The sequence below is a fragment of the Pseudomonadota bacterium genome (genome assembly GCA_039028155.1).
Lineage (GTDB): Bacteria > Pseudomonadota > Alphaproteobacteria > SP197 > SP197 > JANQGO01.
The window spans coordinates 1-21940 of record JBCCIS010000022.1 but is presented as its reverse complement, the minus strand read 5'-3'; the positions used below and the strand labels follow the sequence as shown (position 1 = coordinate 21940).

Annotated in this window: 19 protein-coding genes and 1 tRNA gene; 1 reads left to right on the top strand and 19 read right to left on the bottom strand. The window is 64.5% G+C overall.

Annotated features, from left to right (window positions below):
* Positions 1-41 precede the first annotated feature (41 nt).
* The 9 genes from rlmH to AAF563_13165 form a co-directional block, all read right to left on the bottom strand.
* Positions 42-494, bottom strand: coding sequence for a 23S rRNA (pseudouridine(1915)-N(3))-methyltransferase RlmH (rlmH, locus tag AAF563_13205; GenBank protein MEM7122234.1), 453 nt, complete (start codon positions 492-494; stop codon positions 42-44).
* A gap of 7 nt (positions 495-501) precedes the next feature.
* A complete protein-coding gene (gene rsfS, locus AAF563_13200) occupies positions 502-921 on the bottom strand; it encodes a ribosome silencing factor (protein MEM7122233.1) in 420 nt (139 codons plus the stop codon).
* Positions 922-926: 5 nt separating this feature from the next.
* Complete coding sequence (locus AAF563_13195; protein MEM7122232.1) at positions 927-1529, bottom strand: nicotinate-nucleotide adenylyltransferase; 603 nt, start codon at positions 1527-1529, stop codon at positions 927-929.
* 17 nt (positions 1530-1546) lie between these two features.
* Positions 1547-2839 carry a glutamate-5-semialdehyde dehydrogenase gene (locus AAF563_13190; GenBank protein MEM7122231.1) on the bottom strand — a complete coding sequence of 431 codons (1293 nt, stop codon included), beginning with the start codon at positions 2837-2839 and terminating at the stop codon, positions 1547-1549.
* The gene (proB, locus tag AAF563_13185) at positions 2836-3951 is read right to left on the bottom strand and encodes a glutamate 5-kinase (GenBank protein ID MEM7122230.1); all 1116 of its coding nucleotides are present in this window, start codon (positions 3949-3951) and stop codon (positions 2836-2838) included. The genes AAF563_13190 and proB overlap by 4 nt, the downstream gene beginning before the upstream one ends.
* 3 nt (positions 3952-3954) lie before the next feature.
* Positions 3955-4965 (bottom strand): GTPase ObgE, encoded by a 1011-nt coding sequence (gene obgE / locus AAF563_13180; GenBank protein MEM7122229.1) that lies wholly within the window; start codon positions 4963-4965, stop codon positions 3955-3957.
* Positions 4966-5037: 72 nt separating this feature from the next.
* Positions 5038-5307 (bottom strand): 50S ribosomal protein L27, encoded by a 270-nt coding sequence (rpmA, locus tag AAF563_13175; GenBank protein ID MEM7122228.1) that lies wholly within the window; start codon positions 5305-5307, stop codon positions 5038-5040.
* Positions 5308-5310: 3 nt separating this feature from the next.
* A complete protein-coding gene (rplU, locus tag AAF563_13170) occupies positions 5311-5817 on the bottom strand; it encodes a 50S ribosomal protein L21 (protein ID MEM7122227.1) in 507 nt (168 codons plus the stop codon).
* A 354-nt stretch (positions 5818-6171) separates the two neighbouring features.
* Positions 6172-6588 (bottom strand): hypothetical protein, encoded by a 417-nt coding sequence (locus AAF563_13165; protein MEM7122226.1) that lies wholly within the window; start codon positions 6586-6588, stop codon positions 6172-6174.
* A gap of 213 nt (positions 6589-6801) precedes the next feature.
* On the opposite strand from AAF563_13165, the gene AAF563_13160 reads away from it, so the two are divergent.
* Positions 6802-6890 (top strand) — tRNA-Ser (locus AAF563_13160).
* A 36-nt stretch (positions 6891-6926) separates the two neighbouring features.
* Here the strand turns inward: AAF563_13160 and AAF563_13155 are convergent.
* The 10 genes from AAF563_13155 to AAF563_13110 form a co-directional block, all read right to left on the bottom strand.
* Positions 6927-8963: a metallophosphoesterase gene (locus tag AAF563_13155; GenBank protein ID MEM7122225.1), complete on the bottom strand. Its 2037-nt coding sequence runs from the start codon at positions 8961-8963 to the stop codon at positions 6927-6929.
* Positions 8964-8983: 20 nt separating this feature from the next.
* Positions 8984-9346, bottom strand: a complete 363-nt coding sequence (locus tag AAF563_13150; protein ID MEM7122224.1) for a cupin domain-containing protein — start codon at positions 9344-9346, stop codon at positions 8984-8986.
* Between the two features lie 96 nt (positions 9347-9442).
* Entirely contained in the window at positions 9443-10873 is a 1431-nt protein-coding gene (locus AAF563_13145; GenBank protein ID MEM7122223.1) for an aldehyde dehydrogenase family protein, read from the bottom strand.
* Positions 10874-11090: 217 nt separating this feature from the next.
* On the bottom strand, positions 11091-12326 hold the full coding sequence (locus AAF563_13140) for a M24 family metallopeptidase (GenBank protein MEM7122222.1): 1236 nt from the start codon (positions 12324-12326) through the stop codon (positions 11091-11093).
* 213 nt (positions 12327-12539) lie between these two features.
* On the bottom strand, positions 12540-13637 hold the full coding sequence (locus AAF563_13135) for a LuxR C-terminal-related transcriptional regulator (GenBank protein ID MEM7122221.1): 1098 nt from the start codon (positions 13635-13637) through the stop codon (positions 12540-12542).
* 30 nt (positions 13638-13667) lie between these two features.
* On the bottom strand, positions 13668-15098 hold the full coding sequence (locus AAF563_13130; protein ID MEM7122220.1) for a deoxyribodipyrimidine photo-lyase: 1431 nt from the start codon (positions 15096-15098) through the stop codon (positions 13668-13670).
* A 28-nt stretch (positions 15099-15126) separates the two neighbouring features.
* Positions 15127-16656, bottom strand: a complete 1530-nt coding sequence (locus AAF563_13125; GenBank protein ID MEM7122219.1) for a cryptochrome/photolyase family protein — start codon at positions 16654-16656, stop codon at positions 15127-15129.
* Positions 16657-16760: 104 nt separating this feature from the next.
* A complete protein-coding gene (locus AAF563_13120) occupies positions 16761-18449 on the bottom strand; it encodes a thiamine pyrophosphate-binding protein (protein MEM7122218.1) in 1689 nt (562 codons plus the stop codon).
* Complete coding sequence (locus tag AAF563_13115) at positions 18446-20398, bottom strand: FAD-dependent oxidoreductase (protein ID MEM7122217.1); 1953 nt, start codon at positions 20396-20398, stop codon at positions 18446-18448. The genes AAF563_13120 and AAF563_13115 overlap by 4 nt, the downstream gene beginning before the upstream one ends.
* Positions 20395-21940, bottom strand: a 1546-nt coding sequence (locus AAF563_13110) for a trimethylamine methyltransferase family protein (GenBank protein ID MEM7122216.1), incomplete at its 5' end; no start/stop codon positions are given. The genes AAF563_13110 and AAF563_13115, both read right to left, overlap by 4 nt.

The following is a 21940-nucleotide window of genomic DNA, read 5'->3' as shown; positions in this document are numbered from 1 at the left end:
AATCCTTGCTTCGCGCACAACCGTGTCATCTCTGCGGCAGACTATTCCCGGTGGTAGGGGTGGCCAATTTGGATCGTGTGGGCGCGGTAGAGTTGCTCAACCACAAGCAGGCGCGCCAGCATGTGGGGCCAGGTCAGGCGGCCGAGCGAAAGCACCATGTCCGCCCGGTCGAGGACCAGCGCGCCCAGGCCGTCCGCGCCGCCTATCAGTATGGTCCAGTCCCGTTGGCCATCGTCCTGGCGTTTCGCCAGCCAATCGGCCAGGGCTTCGCTTGTCAGATCTTTGCCGCGCTCATCAAGCGCGATAATGCCCGCGCCATCGGTGACGGTCGCGAGCAGGGCGGTCGCCTCGTCATCCTTGCGCCGGCCCGGCTGTCGCCCTTCGGCGATCTCGCGGATCGTCAGATCCCAGGGCAGGCGTTTCGTGTAGTCGCTGATCAGGTCACGGATCGGTCCGTTGCGCAAGCGGCCGACCGCCGCAATCGTGATCCGCATGGCACGATCAGGCGTGCGCTTCCAGTGGCTCGGCCGGCGGCAGGGCGACCGACCACATCTTCTCCAGGCCGTAATGCTCGCGCGTTTCCGGCCGGAAGATGTGCAGGATGACATCGCCGAGATCGACCAGGACCCAATCGCCCTGCGTTCGGCCTTCAACGCCGATGGCCTTGCGGCCGGTTCCCTTCAGCGCTTTCAGCACGCGATCGGTCAGCGCGAGAACCTGGCGCTGCGAGCCGCCGCTGGCGATGATCATTCTGTCTGCGATGCTGGTTTTGCCGGCAAGATCAATCTCGACGATATCGTCGGCCTTGCCGTCTTCAAGGGCGCTGATGATAAGCGCCGCTATCGTCGGGGTCTCGGCCCCGCGGGGACGTTTGCTTGCTATCGGGATGCTCCCTTCATTGTTGTCGCCATGCACTGTCACATCGTTCAAGCGCCGGCATGCCGGTACTTGGCCTGACCCGTCCTGATCGCGGTTGCCGATGCCGGGTGGCGTGGGCCCATCAAATAGGTCCAGGCCGGCGCCTCCTGGTCGGCCAGATCGCGCGCCCTCAGCGGTGCGATCCTGTTGCGGCGGAACCGAATAGCCGCCGGACTGGCCAGACAGCTCAGAGAATAAGGAGCCCGGTCAAAAACCGCAACGGGGACTGTTGTGAAGATTCGGTGCCATTCGTGCCAATGATGGATGGTCGCCAGGTTGTCGGCGCCCATCAGCCAGACAAATCGCGCGGTCGGGCTGCGCCGGCGAAGGCACCGCAAGGTATCGGCGGTGTAGCGGGTGCCAAGCCGGCTTTCGATATCGGTCACCCTGACCCTCGGCAGATCGACAAAGGCCTCGGCATTCGCCAGGCGCTCGTCAAGCGGCGCCATGCCGGTTGTCGACTTTGATGGGTTCTGCGGAGCGACCAACCACCAGACCTCGTCCAAGCGCAGGGAATGTAACGCCATACGCGTGACAAACACGTGACCTTCATGGGCCGGATTGAACGAGCCGCCCAGCAGGCCGATGCTGCGGCCCGCCGCCGATGTCAAAAGGGCGAGATCCGGCGTCAGGGCCGCGTCTGTCCGCTGCCGCGCACGACATACTTGAATGTCGTGAGCTGATCGACGCCGACAGGCCCGCGGGCGTGCAGACGGTTTGTCGAGATACCGATCTCCGCGCCCATGCCGAACTCACCGCCGTCGGCAAACTGGGTCGAGGCGTTCCACATGGCGATCGCGCTGTCGACCGAGGCCAGGAAGTGTTCGGCCGCCGCCGCGTTCTCGGTGACGATGGCATCGGTGTGGTCGGAACCATGCCGGGCAATGTGCTCCAGGGCGCCCTCGACGCCATCGACCTCGCGCACCGACAGGATGGTATCCAGGTACTCGGTATCCCAATCCTCGTCGTTGGCGGGTTGGATGCGGGTGTCCAGACGCATCGCTGCAGCGTCGCCGCGCAACTCGCAGCCAGAATCCAGGAGTGGCGCTACGACTGTTCTGCGCGTGTCGTCATCCAAACGCCGATCGAACAGCAGGGTCTCCATGGCGCCACAGATACCGGTGCGCCGGAGCTTGGCATTGAGTGCGATGTCGCGCGCCATGTCAGGATCGGCAGTGGCGTCAACATAGGTGTGGCACAGTCCCATCAGGTGGGCGATGACCGGGACCCGGCTCTCGTTCTGGACCCGCTCGACAAGGGTCTGGCCGCCGCGCGGCACGATGATGTCGATCCAGCGCGTCATCGTCAGCATTTCGCCGACCGCCGCCCGGTCTGTCGTTGGCACCAGCTGGACCGCCGTCTCCGGCAGGCCCGCTTCGCGCAATCCCTGGTGCAGGCAGGCGGTGATGACGTGGGACGAGTGAAAACTCTCCGATCCCCCGCGCAGAATGGCCGCGTTGCCGGCCTTCAGGCACAACCCGCCGGCATCGGCCGTCACGTTCGGCCTGGACTCGTAAATGATCCCGATAACGCCCAGCGGCACCGCGACCCGAGCGATGTCCAAGCCGTTGGGTTGTTGCCAGCGGGCGAGTTCGCGACCGACCGGATCCTCCAGGTCGGCAATCGCCTCAAGCCCCGCCGCCATCGCCGCGATGCGGTCAGGATTGAGCGTCAGCCGGTCCATCAAGGCGTTCGAGAGATCACGCTCGCGACCGACCGCGAGATCGGCCTTGTTCGCCTCGATCAGCGCGGTCTCGCGGTCGCGCAATGCCGCTGCCGCCGCACGAAGCGCCGCGTTCTTGGTCTCGGTGGTCGCCTGGGCCAGGGCGCGCGAAGCATCGCGCGCGGCGCGGCCCATGTCGTCCATTACCGTGGCGATATCGTCTTCGGCCAGGTTTTCCGCTGTTGATAGAGCGGTCATGACAACACCAAATCGTCTCTGTGGATCAGTTCTTCGCGGCCACGGTAGCCCAGCAAATCGCCGATTTCACCGCTTTTGTGACCGGCGATGCGGCGGGCGTCCTGGCATGAGTAAGCGACCAGGCCCCGGGCGATTTCGCGACCCCGGGCGTCTTTGACCAGCACCGCGTCACCTTTTTGAAAGCGGCCCTCGACGGTCGTGACGCCGGCGGGCAACAGGCTCTTGCCGGCGGCCAGCGCCTTGCGCGCGCCATCGTCGACGATCAGCGATCCCGCCGGCTTCAGCGAGCCCGCGATCCAGCTCTTGCGGGCTGCGCGCGGGGTCGAAGCGGCGACGAACCAGGACGACGGCCCGCCGTCCTGAATATGCCGAAGCGGATGATCATGATGGCCATTCGCGATCACCATGTGGCAGCCGGCGGCGACCGCGATCCTGGCCGCGGTCAGCTTTGTCTCCATGCCGCCAGAGGAGTCGCCCGGCGGCGCCTTGCCGGCCATGGCGGCGACCTCGTCGGTGATCTGGGTAACCTCGGGGATCAGCGTGGCGTCCTTCCGCTTGCGCGGATCGGAGTCATAGAACCCGTCGATATCGGACAGAAGCACCAGGACGTCGGCGCTGGTCATGGCCGCGACCCGGGCCGCCAGCCGGTCGTTGTCGCCAAACCGTATCTCGGTCGTCGCGACCGTATCGTTTTCGTTGACGACGGGCACGGCGCCGACGCGCAGCAGGCGATTGATGGTGCCCAGCGCGTTCAAGTACCGGCGACGCGCTTCGGTATCTTCCAGGGTCAGCAGGACTTGGGCGACGCGGATGTCATGATGACCGAGCGCCTCTTCATAGGCATGGGCCAGATGGATCTGGCCGCACGCGGCGGCGGCCTGGCTTTCGTCGAGCCGAAGCGAGCGTCCCGTCAGGCCCAGCCGGCGCCGGCCCAAGGCGATCGCGCCGGACGTCACAATGACGACCTCCTGGCGGTTGGCCCGCATGGCGGCGATGTCGGCGGCCAGCGTCTCCAGCCACGACCGGCGCACGCGCCCGTCCGTATCGCCGACCAGCAGGGCCGAGCCGATTTTGACGACCACGCGCCGTGCTTTTTTCAGACGGTCAACCATCGCTCAGGCCTCGACCAGGGGCCGGCGCGCGGCCTCGATATGACCCATCAGCGCGCGCAGAACCGCATCGACGCCTTCGCCTGTGACGCCCGACATCATGGCGATATCGGGACCGGCGACCGTGCTGAGCTCCTCGCGCTGCATATCACGCAACTCGTCGTCCAGGGCGTCGATCTTGTTCAGCGCGACAACGGTCGGCTTGTCGGCAAGGCCGTGGCCATAGGCCTCGATCTCGCCGCGGATGATCTTGTAGTCGCCGGCGATATCGTCGGCGGTGCCGTCGACCAGATGCAGGACGACAGCGCAGCGCTCGACATGGCCGAGGAACCGGTCGCCCAGGCCGGCGCCCTGATGCGCGCCAGCGATCAGGCCGGGCAGGTCGGCCAGCACGAACTCCTTGTCGTCGACGCCGACGACGCCCAGCTGGGGATGCAGTGTCGTGAAAGGATAGTCGGCGACGCGCGGCTTGGCGCGGGTGACGCGGGCCAGAAAGGTCGACTTGCCGGCATTGGGCAGACCGACCAGGCCGGCATCGGCGATCAGTTTCAGACGCAGCCACAGCCACAGCTCCTCGCCCGGCCAGCCGGGGTCGGAGCGGCGCGGCGCCCGGTTGGTCGACGACTTGAACCGCGTGTTGCCGCGCCCGCCATCGCCGCCCTTCAAGAGCACGACCCGGTCGCCCGGTTCGGTCAGATCGGCCAGGGCGGTCTCGCGATCCTCGGCCAGAACCTGAGTCCCCGGCGGTACCTGCAAGACAACCGGCGCGGCGCTCGCCCCGGTGCGGTTGCCGCCTTCGCCGGGCCTTCCGTTCTTCGCCTTGAAGTGCTGGCGGTAGCGGAAGTCAATGAGCGTATTGAGGTTGGGCACGCATTCCACGACAACGTCCCCGCCGCGTCCGCCGTCCCCGCCGTCCGGTCCGCCGAACTCGACATACTTCTCACGGCGAAAACTGACAGCGCCGGCGCCGCCGTTGCCGCTTTTGACGAAGACCTTGGCCTCATCCAGGAACTTCATGATCTCAGCCCAACAAAAAGGGGGAATGGCGCGCCATTCCCCCTCGTGTTCGATCCGGTTCGGGGCAGACGCCTATTCGGCAGCCTCCGCCGGCGGGACCACGTCGATGAACATGCGCCGGGCGTTCAAGCGCCGGAAACGCACGTGACCATCGGTGGTCGCGAAAATCGTATGATCCTTGCCCATGCCGACATTCTCGCCGGGATGGAACTTGGTGCCGCGCTGGCGCACGATGATGTTGCCGGCGATGACCTGTTCGCCGCCGAACTTCTTCACGCCCAGCCGTTGGCCCGGTGAGTCGCGCCCGTTGCGCGAGCTGCCGCCTGCTTTTTTATGCGCCATGGATCAATCCTCCTGGCTATCGGAGCTATCGGTTTGAGGCGCCGCGGCCTTCTTGGCGGCTGCCTTCTTCGCCGGCGCCTTCTTGGCTGCTGCCTTTTTGGGCGCTGCCTTCTTCGCCGGTGCCTTCTCCTCGGCCGCGCCATCGTCGGCTGCCTTGGCCGGCGCGGCTTTCTTGGCCGCTGCCTTGGGCTTGGCGCCCTTGGCCAGGATCTCGGTGATCTTCAGCACCGTGTGTTCCTGACGGTGGCCCGCGTGGCGGCGATAGTGCTTGCGCCGTTTCTTCTTGAAAATCAGAACCTTGCGAGCCCTGGTCTGGTCCACCACCTCGGCCGTGACCTGGGCGCCGTCAAGCACGGGCGCGCCGATTTCGACGTCCTCGCCGCTGCCCATCATCAGAACACGGTCAAAGGTCACCGATTCGCCGGGGTCGCCGTCCAGGCGCTCCACGGTCACGATGTCGTTCTGGGCGACGCGGTACTGTTTGCCGCCGGTTTCAATCACTGCGAACATGCGAAAAGGCCTTCTTTATCTGATCCGCGCACGGCCCAAATCGGCCTGATCTGGCGGGCGGAGCCGCGAACTATAGGTATCCGCGCCCCGATGTCAACCGGATGCGACATGGCTGGAAAGCACCCGGCAAAAGTGGCTGAGATCCAGCCCTGAAGCGGCTTTGCCGCGACTCAGCCAAGGCGCCGTCGACGCCTCGAAAGCTCGCCGGCGCCGTTCGGGCAGGTACGGCCCACAGCGTGGTTGCAGGAAGCGCAGAGCTCACACTCATTACGACAGATCTAGGCCTCGCCGTTAGACGCCGACGCGGCCCCGCGGTGCGCGCGCCTTACGCATCTCAAGCGCTATGGCGGACGATTACCGGTAGAGTTCGTCCCATAGAAAGATCGTCGTGAGCTCATAGAGCAAGACGGCGAACAGCGTCATGGTCAGGACTTCGCCGGGATAGCAGCCCAGAATGTTGGTGCGCCCACCGGTATCGGTGCCGAACATGATGGTCGGATGGCTGACCTCGCCACGGTTGGCCAAGACATAGATCAAGACCAGAATACCGCCCAGGAAGCCATAGAACGCGAGGCTTTCCAGCCCAAACGCATGCAGAACGGCCGGTGGAACGATCGAGAACATGAAGGCCAGGAACGCCATCCAGTTGGGGTTCATCTCGGTCGGCTTGGCCAGTCCGCGGCACAGCACCGAGAACAGCAAAGCAAGCAGAAAGCCGACGGCCAGCAATGCCGCTACGGATACGCCGCCAATTCCGCCTTCTTCTTCCATCGTGTCTCTCCGGCTCTATTTCTTTGTTACCGCGCCCCAGGACCGGCGCGCGATTATAGGTGGGGCCGCCAAGCGCTGGCAAGACACGCGGTCGGGGTGGGCGATGGGGCCCACCACGCGCGGTTTGCGGCGCCGGTATGCGGGTCTTGCCGCTGGGGCGGGGCAAGGGGTATGGTCCCGCGCCCTCGCGAGAGGCCACAAAACCCATCAAGCGGAGGGGTGCCGGAGTGGTCGAACGGGGCGGTCTCGAAAACCGTTGTGCGCTCTGCGTACCGAGGGTTCGAATCCCTCCCCCTCCGCCAGTTTTCCGTGAGAGAACGGCCGGGCGCGATGCCCGGTCAGCTGTGTCCTTCGCCACCCTTGCTTGTCGACACGAAGACCGGGCCGTTGATGCCGTTCGTTATCGGCGTTCCGCTCGCGAGGTCGATCCAGCGGCTGGTCGCGGGTGAAGGAAGCGCCGCAAGCTCGGCTGCATTCAGACTGACCTTGGGCAGTACGATCGCCACATCGCCGACATTGCCGCTCAGTTCGACAACTGTTGCCTGACCATCGTCTCTCACCGCGACGATGACGCATCCGTCGGCGAGGGCGGCGTGGAGGTGGCGCACGATGTGCGCGCCGGCGATTGGATTGTAGAGACGGTCGACCAGGCCGCCGCTGAAGTAATAGCCGCGGTCGATACCGGTGAAGTTGTCGAGAAACACGGTGATGTCATCGAATGCCATGGCGGCCGTTACAGCTTCGGCGATACGGCTGGCGTCGTGCCGCTCGGTCTCGTCCTGGCTCAGGGGTCTGCGATGGGCGAACTGGACGTGCACGGCGGCCGCGACACCGAGGCCCGCGACGCTATCGCGCGCATTCGCGATCGCCGGGGCCGGCGCTTCCTGCCAGCTAATGCCGAACACGATGCCATCAATGGCATCGCGGGCGCCCGGCAGGGCGAGCAGAGCTTCGACAGCGCCGCGTTCGTCGGCCGTCAGGCCGTGGCTGCTGCTGAACGCCTCGACGTCGACACGGTAGGCGTTGAAGAAGGCCGGCGTCTCGCCTTTCAGCGTTGCGATGTCGGTCAGCAAATCGCTCACGCTGGTGATCGGCGCGATCACTTCCCATGCCGCCAGACAATCGCCACGTTGACGCAGAGCATCGCTCGCCGCGCCCTTGGGCAAACCATAGGAATAGGCCGTAAAGCGATGGCCGAGGGCGGCAAGCTCGGCCATGCGCGCGCCGGTCTCAGGATCCGCCAGGTCATCCAGCGGCACACGCAGGTCGCGCACGCCCATCTCCCAAAGCGCCATCAGCGGATAGTCATTGCGCACCCGCTTTCGGCTGAAGGCATCGATCCCCCAGGGCGTCGGAATGTCGGCGGTGTCACACCACGGCTGGCGCAGATAGAGACCAACGCCGCGTGTTCTCGGCTTCAGGCCGTGGACAGGCGGCGCCTTTGCGGACGATCGGGGCGGGGCCTCGCCGGCTTCCAGCGTCTGTCCGTGGGTGCGAACGATATGATTGAGGTGGCCGGTCTCATAAACCTCGACGATGCCGTAGCCCAGCTTGGCGCCGTCATGACGTCCCTGTTTCATGCCAGGCGCGACACGGAACAGTTCGTGATAGTCGTGCCGCAGGAAGCAGATCGACGGCAGGACGTAACAGTTGGTCGCGCCGTGACGGTTGAAGAAGAAGTTGTGAACGTGGCCGGCATAGAATGCCTCGACGCCGTGGCGCGCGAGTAGGCCCAGCAACCATGCCCGTCCCGGTTCGTCGGTGGCGTCGTAGTGCCCGGATTCACTCGCGTCGGTCAGATAGGTCGGATAGTGCGAGAACATGAAGACGCGCCGGCCATGGTTGTCTTTCAGGAGGGCTTCGAGCCATTCCCGCTGGTGCGCCTCGCACGGGAGCCCTGAGTTGACGATCATGCCGTTGATCACCACGAATAGGCAGTCGTTGTGATCGAACGCGTAGAAGTGATCCTGAAACTGCCGTTCGTATTCGGCGATCATCTCGTCGTTGACGGTCCGTTGTGTCTGCTGCGGCGCGAGAGGTTCGTCCGGAAAGGCCTTTTCGCCGATGTCGTGATTGCCGGCCACCAAGTGAAGCGGGCATTGGAGGTCGGCATAGACTTGATGGAAACGCGTCGCTGAATCGTCATAGGCCGGCGTGCCGGGCTCCGGATGGGTGATATCGCCGAGGTGGATGACAAAGTCCGGCGCAAGCTGGTTGATCTGGTGAACCACATAGCGCGACCGGTCGGCGCCCAGCTTGACCGTATCGACGTCATAGCCGCCGATCGCATCGGCCTCGACCTCCGTGACATGCGTATCGGCGACGACGGCGAAGGTGAAGAGCCGTTCGCCCGCAATGAAGGGATTGGCGGGCATAACGCTGCGCTATCGAAGGTTCAGGCGGCGATCATGTAGAATTTGCGCAGTGTCTTGGTGATTTCCCAGGTGCACGGCGTGCCCTTGGGAATGAAGAAGGTGTCGCCGGATACGTAGGTCTCAGCGTTGCCGTCGGCGTCGGTAACTGTCACCGAGCCGTCCAGCACGGTCATCATTTCGTTGACCGGGTAGGCGTCGATCTCTTCCTTGCAAGGCGCGCATTCCCAGACCCCGGTAAGAATACTCTCGTCGTCGGACGTATAGGCGTGGGAGATCATCTCGGTTTGATCACCGGTCGTGAACGCTTCGGCGCTGACCAGATGTGAGGGTGCCATGCCGCCGGTGTGGCCTTCAGAAATCAGTCGTGCGGGTTTGGTGCTCATGGCGGTTTCCTCGGCTCATGGTGACGTCGATCCCGTTGTTATGATGGACCGTCACAGCCCGGACCTCAATAAGACACCCCGTTCGCCCCTAGGTTGTTAGGCCTCACCGTAACCCATGACGGCTTTGGTCTCGGTGAACTCTGCAAGGCCGTGCTCGCCCCACTCGCGGCCGTTGCCCGATTGCCTGTAGCCGCCGAAGGGCGCGGCCGGATCCGCGGGCGCGCCGTTCAGGTGCACCATACCGACACGCAGTTTGCGCGCGACCGATCGGGCGCGTTCAAGGTCCGGCGCTTCGACATAGGCGGCCAGGCCGAACGGCGTATCGTTGGCGATCGCGATGGCCTCGTCGTCGTCCGTGTAAGGCATGATGCTCAGCACGGGACCGAAGATTTCCTCGCGCTCGATGGTCATGCCGGACTTCACGTTCGAGAACACGGTGGGCTTCACGAAGTAGCCGCGCGCAAGCCCGTCCGGTCGCCCGGGGCCGCCGTGCACGAGCGTCGCGCCTTCTTCAATGCCACGCTCGATGTGCCGTTGAATGCTCTGCCATTGCTTGGCCGAGACGACCGGACCCAGAACGGTTTCCGGTTCGTCCGGATGACCGACACGAGTCTTTTCGGCCGTGCGCGCCGCGATGACCTCGACCTCCGCCAGTCGCGAGGCCGGCACCAGCATGCGCGTCGGCGAATTGCAGGACTGACCGGCGTTGCGGAAACAGAGCTGCACACCGCGCGTGACCGCATCCTCGAAGTCGATGCCATCCAGCAGGATGTTCGCCGACTTGCCGCCAAGCTCCTGACCGACTCGCTTGACGGTCGGCGCGGCGGCCTGTGCGACGGCGATGCCGGCGTTGGTGGAGCCGGTGAACGAGATCATGTCGACGTCGGAATGCGCGGCGAGCGCCGCGCCGACGACGGGTCCTTCACCCTGGATAAGATTGAACACGCCGGGCGGCACACCGGCTTCGTCCAGGATCTCGGCCAGGATGATCGCCGGGTCCGGCGCCAATTCCGAGGCCTTCAAGACCATCGTGCAACCGGCGGCGAGCGCCGGGCCCACCTTGCAGGTGATCTGGTTCATCGGCCAGTTCCACGGCACGATCATGCCGCAGACGCCGATCGGCTCGTGCATCACCCGCGTCGCGCCGAGCTTGTGTTCGAAGGCGTGGGACTCCAGCAGCGCGGCGACCTGCTTGAAGTGGCTCAGGCCGGCGCCCGCCTGAAACCGCGTCGCGAATGCTCGGGGCGCGCCCATCTGTCGCGAGATGCTCTCGCCGATGTCATCAAACCGGCTCTTATAGAGATCGACGATGCGCCGCAGCAACGCGATGCGATCGGCTAGCGGCGTATCGGCATAGGCGGCGAAGGCGTCTCGGGCGGCCTTGACCGCGCGGTCGACATCGGCTTGCTCGCCCAAGGCGAGTTCGCCACAGACCTCCTCGGTCGCGGGATTGATTAGGGGCTGGGTCCGGCTGCCGGCCGGCGTCACCCATTCACCGCCGATGTAGAATCCGGTTCTTGATGTCATCTGGAACTCGTTGGTCTAAGGCCTGAACGATCGCGGCGCCGGCCAAGCCCTTGCATGGCCCGCCGCGGCGCCCGCTTAGCACATGTCCAGGCGCGTCGCATCGGTCTAGATGCGCGCTATCCCGCGATCAGACAGTGTGATGACGCGGGTTCGCCGTGGTGGCCAGAGACAAGGCCGTGCGGCGTTCCCTGCGCCGCACGGTCTGACATTGTGTCTCCTACCAGAAAAGATGCGGTGTCGTCGTGATTTCGTCGACACCGTCGGCGGTGATGATGAAGTTGGTCTCGAACGTCGCGGTGCCCGCTTCCTTCGACTCGTAGAACGCCTCGACGGAGTGCACCATGTTCTCTTCGAACAGCTCGTCGTCGCTGCAAATGCGCGATTCGATGTAGGGCGCTTCCCACATGCAGCCGACGCTGTGGCCGTAATAGGGCCATGACGTCTTAAGGACCTCCGACTGATAGCCGGACTCCTCCGACAACTTGTCGCCCAGAAGCGCGACATCCTTGACCTTCACGCCCGGTTTGATGGCCGCCATGAGCTGTTCCATCACATCGACAAGCGTTTCAATCAGGTGTTTTTGCGCCGGCGTCGGCTTGCCGCCGCACACCGCCGTGCGGCCGGGGTCGAGCCAGTAGCCCTTGTAGATGGGGCCATAGATAAAGCCGTGGACAATGTCCCCCTGGGCGGGTGTCCTGGTGCTGAAGCCCTGGATCGGATCGCTTTCCAGATACTGACTGACATCGCCGTGGGATATGGCGATCCGGTGCCAGTTGCAGGCATGCTCCAGAAGGATCTTGCCGCCGGCGCCGGCAGCTTCGCCCTCCGACTTACCTTGGATCAGCGCTTCCATCAGGGCGACATGCGCCTTGGTGACAATCTCGCCTGCCTCTCGGTAAAGCGCAATTTCAAGCGGACTCTTGATCAAACGCACGTTGCGGATCAGATCGTCTTCGTGGACCCACTCGATCTGCGGCGTTTTGGCCTCCAGCTGCAGCCAGTACTTCATCGGGAAAAAGTCGGTCCCGACGATCGCGACGCGTCCCTCGATGTTGCGTTCGCGCAAGCGGTCCGCCAGGCCGCCGACGGGGTCGTAGAGACCGCTGAACCGGTCGGTGGCGATCTGGTCGTAGCGCGCCTCGGTCTCGTCGGTGACCAATTCGGGCACCTCGCCGGGCTGCAGGATGACGGCGCTGAACGAGCGCGCGTTCCACAGATTGGTGTCGGGCTCCTGGCCGGAATGGGTGGAGAAGAAGTTGGTCAGATAGAGCATGTCACCGGCGCGCTCGTAGACGCCGGATGTCTTGCCGAAGACCACGGCGCAGTCATAGCCGAGCCTGGCCATTTCGACGTGCGCCCTTTCCCAGCGCGCTTCGTACTCCTCGAGGGGAAACGGCCGGATATCCGACTGCGCCTTAAGTTTGCTTGACCGCGGAAACGATGAAGTGTTCATGGCATGCCCCTTCCATGATTGGTGAACCGCGACATCAAGGCCACGGTGTCTGCTTTCGGTCAGCCGCTCCGGGAGATGTTTGAGCAAAACGGCCGCAGACCTGCCGATTGGCAAGGTTCAGCGCGCCGCCAAAATCCCAAGACGGCCAATCTGCCGCCAGCCTAGGAGGCGTCCGCGGACACGGCAATGGTGTCCCCAGTCACCTTTCCCATGTCAGCCGGCCATCAGGGCATCGCGGGGCGGGGCGTCATGAGCCAGAAGGCCATGAAGGATGAGCGAAAAAAGCTCGCGCTCGGTGGTGATGTCGAGTTTTTGGTAGAGCCGATAGCGGTGGTTCTTCACGCTGCCATGGCTGATCCCGAGCTTCTTGGCGATCAACTCGTTGGGAAAACCCAGCATCACAAAGGCGGTGATCTCCGCCTCTCTGGGGGTCAGCCCGTGGCGATCCCGAAACTGGGCGACCACGCTGTTCCAGTCCGCGTCCAGCGCATCGGACGCGCGGCTCTCGACCGCGCAGATCCAACCGCCCAGTGCGACGCCGAAGGCCTCGTCCAACTGCTGCCAATGCAGGCTTCGATCGCGATCCAGCGGGATCATGCCCGACGGTCCCCGCAACATGGCGGCGATTTGGATGAGTTCAGGATGACTTGCCTCCATCGCCCGCCAGTCGTCGCTTTGGTAAAGCAGCCGTTTGTTGCGGTCCAACAGCATCATGACGCCGGGCAGTTCCCACAGCGGCTGATTGCCGCCGCCGACGGTCAGGCGCAGGACCTGATCCAGATGGGCCGCGTGAAGCGCGTCAAGCAGTGGGTAAAGACGACGGATGGCGTCGATCTCGTGATCCTGGAACCGGCGGGTCGACTGATCGCAACATACGCCGATGAAGACCTGTCCGGGTGCCGGCAACAGGATCGCCAGCTCGTCATAGATCAGCGCGGTCCGGCGAATGGTGTCGTAATAGGGGTTGTCCCCATCGTCGCGGCGTAGCGCGCTCAAAGCGACGACGGCGCCGGATTCCTGGGTCCGGCTATACTGATAAAGCGGATCGACGCGGTAGAGATCGGCCCTGTAAAACTCGATCGCCTCGTCGGTCATCGCCGTGTTGATGATGAACTCAGGCGCGCCATAGCGGTTGTAGCGGATGACGATCAGGCGTTCGCTGCCCAACAGTTCGGCCAGAAGCCGCGCCAGTTCTTCGTAAAAACGGGGCGTGCACACGGCTTGCGCAACGGCAGCGAGGTTGCGGTGCAGGGATTCTGGACCGACATCCAGCGGGTATGTCGGCGCTAGGCTCTCAGAGGCATGCTCCACCGGGGCAGTCTAGAGCGTGTCGCCATGGGGTTAAATGGTGCTGTCGATAGGGCGCCCGGCCGCCTTGACGGCCTCGTAACCCGCCAAGGCCGCCGCTCTGGCGGCCGTGTGGTCGACGATAGGTCGCGGGTAGGTGCTGTCCAGCACGACCCCGGCGGCGCTGAGTGTCGCCTCTGTTGCTTTGAACGGCGCGTGGATCGCCTTGTCGTCGAGGCGGGCAAGCTCCGGGCACCAGCGTCTGACATAGGCACCCTCGGGGTCGAACTTCTCGCTTTGCGTCATCGGATTGAAGATGCGGAAATAGGGGGCGGCATCGGCACCGCAGCCGGCGACCCACTGCCAGCTCGCCGCATTGTTGGCGAGATCGGCATCGAGCAAGGTATCCCAGAACCACGCCTCGCCGTGGGACCAGTGAAGCCGCAGGTGTTTCACCAGGAAGCTGGCGGTGACCATGCGCACGCGATTGTGCATGTAACCGGTTTGCCATAGTTCGCGCATGCCGGCATCGACAAGCGGGTAACCGGTCTGCCCTTTCTGCCAGGCTTCCAGTTCCACAATGTCGTCGCGCCATGGATATGCGTCGAACGCCGGTCGCCAGTTCTCTTCGGGCAGAGACGGGAAGTGATAGAGCAGATGATAGGAGAACTCGCGCCAGCCGATCTCGCTCAAGAACTTGTCGATGTCCTTGCGGTGTGCGGGTTCACGATCGGCCAGGAACTGGGTGCGCGACCAGATCTGGCGTGGCGATATCTCACCCCAGTGCAGATGCGGCGACAGACGCGAGACATTCGTCTTGTCCGGACGGTCGCGCAGGGTGCCATAGCCCGCGAGGCCATCGTCCAGGAAACGATCGAGCTGTGCCTGCGCGCCGGCCTCCCCGGGCTGCCAGATGTCTTCCCAACCGGCTGCCCAATTCGGTGACGACGGCAAGAGGTTCCAGTCATCGACGTCATCGCCGATGCCTCGTGGCGCATCAATGTCGAGTTTCGGGACGGCGAGCGGTGTGGCGACGTCACGCGCTTTCGCCGCTCGCCAGAACGGTGAGTACACTTTGAACGGACCGCCTTGGCCAGTCTTCACCTCCCACGGCTCTACCAGCAAGGCGCCGTTGAAGCTCCGCACCTCCAAATCGCGCTCGCGCAACGCTGCCTTGATCCTTTTGTCACGCGCGATGGCGTGGGGTTCGTAACAGCGATTCCAGCAGACCGCGTCGGCGCCGGTTTCATCGATGAGTTTGTTCAGGGCCTCGAGTGGGTCGCCGCGCAACAGGGTGAGTTGCGGCAGATCGTCTTTGAGGGCCGCAAGGCTCTTGTGCAGCCACCAGCGGCTCGCGCCGCCGAGCGGGCGACCGCCGTCGTCAAGGATGCAGACGGGGATGATCGCGCCGCGTTCGGCCGCGTAACTGAGGGCAGGGTTGTCGGAGAGACGGAGGTCCTGACGAAACCACACGATCGTCTTCATGGCAGGTCCTCAGTGAGCTTCTGCGATGTCATTGAAGCGTCGCCAGAAAAGATGCCGCGCTCTCGCGGTAGGCCGCCTGCTTGTTTCCGTCCATGCGGTCCCATGTGGCGTAGACGTTGGTGAGGCGGGGGTTGCCGCGCAAGACATCGGCGCTGCGGTCGAGAAAGTCCCAATAGAGCGCGTTGAAGGGACAGGCGCCGTCGCCTGTCTTCTGCTTCACGTCGTAGCGGCAGGTGCCGCAGTAGTCTGACATCTTGTTGATGTAGTTTCCGCTTGCCGCATAGGGTTTCGAAGCGAGCAGACCGCCATCGGCGAACTGGCTCATGCCAAGCGTGTTCGGCAGTTCGACCCATTCGTAAGCATCGGCATAGACCATCAGATACCATTCGTGAACCGCGCGCGGCTCAACGCCCGCCAGCATGGCGAAGTTGCCGGTCACCATCAGGCGCTGAATATGATGGGCATAGGCCTCTTCCTTTGTCTGGGTGATCGCGGCGCTCAGGCACGCCATGTCCGTCTCGCCGGTCCAATAGAAGCCGGGAAGCGGCCGCGACGCACCGAAAACGTTGTTGTCTAGATAGCCGGGCATGAAGAGCCAATAGATGCCGCGCACGTACTCGCGCCAGCCGATGATCTGGCGAATGAACCCTTCCGCGGCGTTAAGCGGCACCTGACCGGTGTCATAAGCGGTCTCGACACGGCGGCATGCATCGAACGGGTCCAGGAGACCGGCGTTGATCGTGTGGCTGATGACGCTGTGATAGAGAAAACGGTGATCCCTCAGCATCGCGTCCTGGAAGTCACCGAAAAGAGGCAGGGTTGATTCGACAAAGTGATCGAATGCTGCTTCAGCCTGCGCCGTCGTCACGGCAAACCAGAAGGGGTTGAGATCGCCGAAGTGGTCGCTGAAACGGTCGGCTACCAGGCGCAGCACGTCCTGAGTGATCTCGTCGGGATCGAATGGCAGAGGCTGCGGCAACAGGAGATCGGGTTTCGCCGGTTTTCTGTTGTCCGCATCGAAATTCCATCTGCCGCCGACAGGTTTCTTGCCCTCCATCAACAGACCAGTACGCTGCCGCATTTCGCGATAGAAGTGTTCCATGCGCAGTTGCTTGCGCCCTTCGGCCCAGCGCGCGAAATCGGCGTGTGAACAGACAAACCTGTCGTCGTCCAGGATGGTCGTGGGCAGATGGAAACGCTCGGCCCACGTCTCCATCATGGCGCGAACGCGCCACTCGCCGGGTTCGCAGACCAGCAGTGATGTAGGCTTACGGCGTCCTATGGCGCGTTCGATTTCGCCTGTGAACGAGCCGGTGTTGCCGTCGTCATCCAGGCGCACATAGTCGACCTGCCAGCCGTCACCTCGAAGGTGTTCGGCGAAGTGGCGCATGGCGGACAACAGAAAGGCGATCTTCTTCTTGTGGTGGCGCACATAGGTCGCTTCCTCCATGACCTCGACCATCAAGATTTGATCGCGTCCCTTATCCGCCGCCTCCAGCGACGAAAGGGAGGGCGATAGCTGGTCGCCGAGGATGAGAATGAGTCGACATTCGGCCATGGGGTGCGGTGCGGACTGGTAGAAGAGAATTTGGTCGTTTCTACGCAGCAACCTGCCTGGTGTATCACCGCGCTCAGAAAGGCGCCGCGTCGCCCGCTGCCATCCTATTTCGGCGCGGCAAATAGGTCTTTTCGCAGGGTCTGCAGCACCGTCGGGTCGATCTTGGTGTGAATGACGGCCGGTCCGCCGTCGGCAAGTGCCGCTTCCAAGGCAGCACCTAGTTCACCGGGCGTTTCTGCGCGCCAGCCGTTGGCGCCACACAGGCGCGCGACCTCGTCATAGGGCGGGCTCGCGATATCGGCGCCCAACAGGCGACCGCCGAAAAACTCGCTTTGATAGGCTTTCTCAGCGCCCCAGGCGCCGTTATCCAGAACCACCGCGATGACACCGAGATTGTGATGCACGGCCGATGTGATCTCGGCCATGGTGAAGCCGAACCCGCCGTCGCCCATGACGGCGACAACCGGGCGTTCCGGCGCCGCCGCCTTGGCGCCCAGGGCCGCGGCATAGCCAAAACCCACGAGCCCGAAATCAAGCGGCGTGACCAGCCCGGGCGTCTGGTGGTGGGCCAACCGGTCGGCGGCATTCAAGCAGGCGTTGCCGGTGTCCAGCGTGACGATGGCGTTTTTCGGCAAGGCGGTGCGGATTTCCGCCAGCGCGCGGTGCGGGTGAAGCGGCACGCCGTCCAAACCTGCTTCAACTTCGCGTTCGGCATCGAGCGACGCACGGTCCTTGCGAAAACCGGCCAGCCAATCGGCCCAACCAGCGCCTGTCAGCCCCGCCTGGGCAACCGCCATGTTGAGTGCGACCGCCGTCTCCCTGGCGTCTGCCTGAATGCCGAGCGATACGGGGAAGTAGCGCCCGATGGCGCTGCCTTCGATGTCGACCTGGGCGATGGCCGCGCTGGCCGAGATGTAGTCGTGGCTGAGGAAGGTCGAATTGAAGGCGAGCCGGGCGCCCAGGACCAGGATCGCATCGGCCTCGCGTGTCAGCCGGCTGGCGACCGCGTTGCCGCGGGGACCGCCCTGGCCGGCGAAGAGCGGGTGGCCGTGCGGCATGACATCGGCGTGGCCGGTCGAGGCGATGACGGGGATGTCGAGTGCCTCCGCAAGATGGCGCAGCGCATCCGCGCCGCCCGCCCATTTGAGACCGCCGCCGGCGACGATGATCGGTGCCTTGGCTTTCGCCAAAAGCGACACCATGGACGCGATCTCGTCGGGTGCCGGCGGACCTGCCTTGGCGATCGCGACCGGGCCTGGTTCCGGTTCCGCCACGTTCGTGGCGAAGAGATCGCGTGGAACATGCAAGACGACGGGACCGCGCCGGCCGCTCATCGCCAGACGCATGGCATCGCGCAGCATGGGTGCGAGCCGCTCCGGTTCGTTGACCATGATCGAACGCTTGGAGATCGGCGCGAACAGCCCGACCTGATCGACTTCCTGAAAGGTATCCTTGCCGAGATCGGCGCGTTGGATGGCGCCGGCGATGACGACAAGCGGCGAATAGGCGAGATGCGCTTCAGCAACCGCCGTCGTCAGGTTGACGACGCCCGGTCCGGCTTGCGCACCCAACACAACGCCCGGCCCGCCGGAGATGCGGGCATAGGCGTCGGCCATATGGCCGGCGGCGCGTTCGTCGCGCGCGCCGATATAGGCGATCTCGTTGCCGCCATGAAGGGCGTCATAGAGTTCGAGCATGGATCCACCAAGCAGGCCGAACACGGTGGTGACACCCTGATCGCGCAAGACACGATAGACGGCGTCACCGCCCTTGATGGTCGGCTTGTTGTTCACACCGTTCTCCCCGCTTGCATGCCTTCGAAAACGGCTTCTTCCGCCGTGCGCGGCACAACACAGTCACCGATCGCCAAAACGTCGACCCCGAGCCCCGCCAGCTCATGCTCCAAGGTGGCTTCAGCCTGGTGGCCCAAGGCCAGCACCACCGTATCGATGTCGTCCAGAATGATCGGCTCTTCGGTCAACGTGTCCTGGAAATAGGCCGCACCGTCATCAGCGCCGTAGAGGCGCGCATGGGTGCGGATCGTAACGCCCAGACGGTGCAGGCGTGCGACATAGTGGTTGCGCATGTAGATCTGCAATGTCTCACCCGCCATGGCCGCGTTGACGCACAGGGTTACGGCGGACCCGGCCTTCGCCAGCCGCTCCGCCAGGCCCAGGCCGATCCAGTCGGCGCGCCAATCGGCAATCGCGACGGACGCACCGATATTGACCCGGTCCTGCAACACGTCCCACGCGGTCACTACATGGGCGCTGTCGTCGATCCCGTCGAGACGCGGAAGGTACGGTGAAGCGCCGGTCGCAACGATGACGCTGTCAGGCTGAAGGTCGCGGACGAGATTGGCGGTGACGACCGTGCCTTTGACAATTCTCACGCCGGCCAGGGCCATCTCGCGCTCGAGGTTGGTGACGATACCGCCGAATTCGTCGCGGCCGGGCAGCGTCTGGGCAAGCCGCGCCTGGCCGCCAAGTTGTGGCTGGCTTTCGTAGAGCGTGACGTCGTGGCCCCGCGCTGCCGCCGTCGCGGCGGCCTTCATGCCGGCCGGGCCGCCGCCCGCGACCAGAACGGTCCGGCGCGCGGGCGCGGCGGGCAGCGCGCCATACTCAAGCTCGCGACCGGATTCCGGATGCTGGATACAGGAGATGCCAAGGCCCTTGTGAGCGCGTCCGATACAGGCCTGGTTGCAGGCGATGCAGGCGCGGATGTCATCGAGCCGGCCGCTCTTCGCCTTCGCCGCCATGTCGGCATCGCAGATCATGGCGCGCGTCATGCCGCAGAGGTCGGCTTGTTCCTCCGCGATAACCTGCTCGGCCACCTGCGGTTGGTTGATACGGCCGGTGACGATGACCGGGATCGTCGTCGCCGCTTTGACCGCTGCGGCGAACGGCGCGACATAGGCGTGCTCGAAACCCATGGCCGGCACGACGTGCATCGACCCGCCGAGACTGGCGGATGTCCCGGCGACAACGCTGACATAGTCAAGGTCGTTGTCGATGGCTCGGACAACGTCCAGGACTTCCGCGTCGGTCAGTCCTTCCGCGTCCAACTCCGCGCCGGAGATGCGCATGCCGACAACATGGCCGTCGGTTGCCTGCCGTATGGCGCTGATAACCTCTCTTAGAAAGCGCAAGCGTCGGTCAGCATCGCCGCCCCAGGCATCGTCACGCAGGTTGACGCGCGGGTTTAGGAATTGCGACGGCAGGTAACCCTGGCTCGCGACGATTTCGAAACCATCAAAGCCGGCTTCGGCCAGATGACCTGCCGCTTGCCCGTAGCCCTTGATGACATCGGTGATCAGCGCGTCCGACATCGGCTTGGGCATGATGTGGAAACGTTCGTTCGGCACCGCCGACGGCGCATAGGCAATCGGCATCATGCCCGCGTGCGCGGAAAGGATCTCGCGTCCCGGGTGAAACAGTTGGGCGAACAGGCGCGTGCCGTACGCATGACACGCCTTGGCCAGCTCTGCATAGGCGGGAATGACGTCCGGGCTGGCCGCCTTCAAGAGATCAGGTGAGAAGCCAGCGGTCTCGTGAACCGCGACGATCTCGGTCACGATAAGGCCGGCGCCGCCCTTGGCGCGGGCTTGGTGGTAGGCAATCAGCCTTTCATCCGGCACCTCGTCGGAGAGGTAGGTGTGATGGCCGGTCGAGGCGATTCGGTTGGGCACGACGCATCCGCCAATCTCAATCTCGGAGAACAAGTGAGGGAAGGGTGTGCTCACGCTGGTCGTCCAATATCGGTCCGCGACAACAGCAGGTCATACCGTTCGCGCAGCGCCCGGTCAGTCGCATCGTCCAGGTGGTCGGGATAGTGCCGGGCCAGGATCTCCCGGGCCTGCGCCCTGGCCCGCGTGCGCATGTCGTTGCCGCCGTCAGCTTCCCAGTCGGCCGGCGTTCGCCGGTCGCCGACCTCCGGATAGACGTAGTCCGCCTTCATGCGCGCGAGGGTTTGGGCGTGGCCGAGATAGTGACCCTCGCCGCGGCAGACCTCGGCGATGACGTCGCTCGCTATGGTCTCCGGCGTTGCCTCCACGCCGCGCACGGATCTCAGGATAGCGCCCAGCATGTCGTTGTCGACCACATAGGCTTCGAGCGAGGCGCCCAGCAAGCTCGCCTGCATACCGCAGGCCTGGGTGATCAGATTGCAGCCGGCGTGCGCGGCCAGACTGACGGCAAGGTTCTTCTCGTAGCCGTGCTGGGCGTCAGCGATCTTGGCGTCGGTAATGCCGGCGATCGAGCTGGTCGGCAGATCATAGAACCGCCCCATCTGGGCGGCTGCCGCCATCAGAATGGCCTGTTCGCCGCCGCCGCCGCTCATCGCGCCGGTCCGGAGGTCGGCAACCAACGGCTTGGGCGCGAAGATCGCCGCCGCGTTCGGGTCGATCAGGCGCACGAAGACGAGCGCGGCCAGGGTCTCCGCCACCGATTGGGCAAGCGAACCGGCGATGGTCGCGGGGCTGGTGGCGCCGGCCTGACCGGCGGCGATCAACTGGACCGGGAACCCCGCGAGAACGGCGGCCTCCAGTGTTTCGCAGGCCTCCTCGGCGAAGCGCATGGGCGGCACGACGTGGCACACCATGACGGTCAGGAAGGGACGCTCGCGAAACGCCTTTTCGCTGCCGGCGATTGCATAGCAGATATCGGCGACCGCTCTTACATGATGCGGTTCGGTGATGCTGACGCTGACCGGCTTCGCCGTGCCGACGAGGCAGGCATAGGCGGTGTTGACGTCCATCGAGAAGGTGTCGGGCGCATCGCGCGCGACGAGCGACCGGCTGAAGTGGTGGACGTGCTCCATGGCATCGACCAGGCGCGCGGCATCGTAGAGATCCCTGGTCGCGGCGTCGCGATACCGGCCGGTCTCAAGATCGACGATGCTGGGCGAGGCGCCGCCCGAACTCATGTGCACGCGCGCACCGGAGAGATCGAGCTCGAGACCCGGACGCTGACCGTGCAGCACCACGTCACGCCGGGCCGTCTCGATTGTTTCGAGAACAAGGTCTCGCGGGAACAACAGACGGCCGTCGTCTGTCAGGCTGCCGCCACGGGCCGTGACCCTGTCGACCATCGACGGGATTGCCTGACTGAGGCCAAGCGTTTCCAGCAGGTGCAGCGCCGCCTCGTGGACGGCGTGTTCTTCTTGACCGGACAAGGGACGGTACCGGCCGCCGACAACGCCGGGCCACACCGCCGGCTGGTCGCCGTGGTCGGCCGTCTGAGCGCCGCGATCGCGGCGGCTGCGCCTAACCCTTATGGCCGCCTGG